This is a genomic window from Paenibacillus sp. OT2-17 (genome assembly GCF_009827695.1).
Taxonomy (GTDB): Bacteria; Bacillota; Bacilli; order Paenibacillales; family Paenibacillaceae; genus Paenibacillus; species Paenibacillus polymyxa_B.
Map to the genome: position 1 here is coordinate 1 of NZ_WUDQ01000516.1, position 2,617 is coordinate 2,617.

General features: G+C 49.3%; 3 protein-coding genes. All 3 read left to right on the forward strand.

Annotated elements, in window-relative coordinates; translation table 11 throughout:
- Positions 1 to 19: 19 nt before the first annotated feature.
- A complete protein-coding gene (locus tag GRP75_RS23930; protein ID WP_069080484.1) occupies positions 20 to 1,228 on the forward strand; it encodes an MFS transporter in 1,209 nt (402 codons plus the stop codon).
- A 55-nt stretch (positions 1,229 to 1,283) separates the two neighbouring features.
- On the forward strand, positions 1,284 to 1,730 hold the full coding sequence (locus GRP75_RS23935) for an OsmC family protein (protein WP_013310026.1): 447 nt from the start codon (positions 1,284 to 1,286) through the stop codon (positions 1,728 to 1,730).
- A gap of 69 nt (positions 1,731 to 1,799) precedes the next feature.
- Positions 1,800 to 2,617: lactonase family protein (locus GRP75_RS23940; RefSeq protein ID WP_160790563.1), on the forward strand; the 818-nt coding region annotated here is incomplete at its 3' end.

Below are 2,617 nucleotides of genomic sequence, written 5' to 3' on the forward strand. Positions count from 1 at the left end.
TTTTAAGGGAGAGCGAATCATGAGTGAATTAACTTCATTACCACCAGCCAAAAAAAGAAAATTGCTGTTTAGCGCAGGGCTCAGCTGGTTGTTTGATGCTATGGATGTGGGACTGCTTTCATTTATAGTCGCAGCGTTGGCAAAGGAGTGGCATCTGGGATCTGAGCAAATTGGACTGCTGACTGCAATGAATTCGATAGGAATGGTGTTCGGAGCCGCTTTGGCGGGGATTTTGGCGGATCGTTACGGCAGACGCGCCATATTAGTGTGGACATTGTTGATCTTTTCTATTGCCAGCGGCTTATCCGCTTTTGCGACAGGTCTCGGAATGCTGCTGGTGCTGCGTTTTATTGCTGGTGCAGGCTTGGGCGGGGAATTGCCTGTTGCTTCGACGCTGGTGTCAGAATCAGTGCCTGTGAAAGAACGAGGAAGAGCGGTTGTGCTGCTGGAAAGCTTCTGGGCGGCAGGCTGGATCCTTTCGGCTCTTATTGCTTATTTTGTTATTCCAAAGTATGGTTGGCAAATGGCATTTATTCTCGGCGCAGTACCTGCGCTGTACGCTCTTTATCTGCGCAGAGCTATTGAGGATTCACCGCGTTACAAGCAGCAAAGCGTTAAACTTCCGCTGCGTGCACGATTGGCTTCGATTTGGTCGGGACCCAATCGCAAGTCTACGCTGATGCTGTGGATTTTATGGTTCACAGTTGTATTTTCATACTACGGCATGTTCCTGTGGCTACCGAGCATTATGTTTATGAAAGGTTTCGAACTGGTTAAAAGCTTTGAATATGTACTGATCATGACGCTTGCGCAACTACCAGGTTACTTTACCGCCGCCTATCTAATTGAAAAGCTGGGGCGCAAATTCGTACTGATCATCTACTTGCTGCTCACAGCAGTGTCCGCCATTTGGTTCGGCACCTCGGAAACGGCGGGAATGCTGCTAGCTGCTGGTATCTGCTTGTCCTTTTTTAATCTCGGTGCTTGGGGAGCCATGTACGCTTATACTCCGGAATTGTACCCGACAGCGGTCCGTTCTACCGGTGTGGGTATGGCGGCTGCGTTTGGCCGTATTGGAGGCGTTATCGGGCCTTTTGCGGTCGGTATACTCGTAGGACAAGGCGTAGCGTTACCATCTATCTTTGTGATTTTCTTCGTAGCTATCTTGATCGGAGCAGTGGCTGTATGGTTGCTGGGTACGGAAACCAAAAACCAGGAGATTGACTAACCTTTACATTCACCTGTGTAAAGATTCATAATATAAGAGAGAGGAGTGACCTGAAATGGAGCATACCTTTCTGCTCAAGGCAGACTGGAACGGGGGGCGCAACAGCGACGGCCGTATTGAGGCTGGACAGTTGCGGACTGCAATTTCGATCCCGGCTGAGATGGGAGGCCCTGGTGTGGGCACCAATCCAGATGAAATGCTGCTCGGTGCCGCCGCTACCTGCTATTTGATTACGTTGGCGGCTATGATGGAGCGCGCGAGTCTCCCGGTGGCATCACTGGCGCTGGAATCCGAAGGGATTGTCGATGTAACGAACAATATTTTTACATATCGCCGAATTGTGCATCGTCCGCAGGTTCAATTGGCCGCCGATGCGACAGAATCGCAGATCGAACAAGCATTGCGACTGGCAGAGCAGGCAGAAACCTCATGCATGATCTCGCGTGCCGTAGCGGGAAATGTGGCGTTGTCCACAGAGCCCGTGGTGGAGCGCGCCTCTTAAAGCGATATTTGTAACAGGAGCAATCATTCCAATTGCCCATCATTTTTTTAATCCAAGGAGGACACAACCATGACAGCACAACAAAAATTGCTCGTATTCGCAGGCTCTTACGCCGAATTGGAAGGTAACGGAGTTTATTCGTACACTTTTAATGAACAGACAGGAGCACTTACACTACAGGATGAGTTCTCCGGCTTGAAAAATCCTACATTCCTGAATGTGGACGTCAAAAATCGGAAGCTGTATTCCATTGGAGAGACGACTTCTGCTGCAGGAGCGAAAGTAGGCGAAGCCTCTGCTTTCGAAATTGACCCAGTTAAAGGAACATTTACATTGCTGAATCGTGCGGAAAACGTGGGTGCAACAACTTGCCACATTCAGCGTGATCCATCTGATCGCTACCTTATTGTAGTCAGCTACCATGGAGGTATGGTGGGACTGGTGTCTCTTACTGAGGACGGACGTATCGGTGAGTTGCTGGATGTTAAACAGCATGAGGGCAAAGGAGCGCATCCTGAACGTCAGGATCGTCCACATCCACATTCCAGTTTCTTTAGTCCGGATGGCCGCTTCCTGTTCGTACAAGATCTCGGTCTGGATCTGATCCGCGTTTACACCATTGATGACAGCAAAGGACAACTGGTGCTTCATGGTGAAACGAAAACCCATGCAGGTGCAGGTCCACGTCATTTGACATTCCACCCGAATGGTAAATTTGCTTTTGTCATTAACGAAGTGGATTCTTCCATTACTTCTTTTGCATACGATGCAGAGGCTGGCAAGCTCACTGAGCTTGAGAGCGTACCGACATTGCCGTCTGATTTTACAGGTGAAAACACAACTGCTGAAATTGCGATTTCGGGGGATGGAGCTTATCTGTACGGTTC

Coding starts and splice junctions, on each gene's coding strand:
- GRP75_RS23935 (WP_013310026.1), top strand. CDS start 1,284: ATGGAGCATACCTTTCTGCTCAAGGCAGACTGGAACGGGGGGCGCAAC.
- GRP75_RS23930 (WP_069080484.1), top strand. CDS start 20: ATGAGTGAATTAACTTCATTACCACCAGCCAAAAAAAGAAAATTGCTG.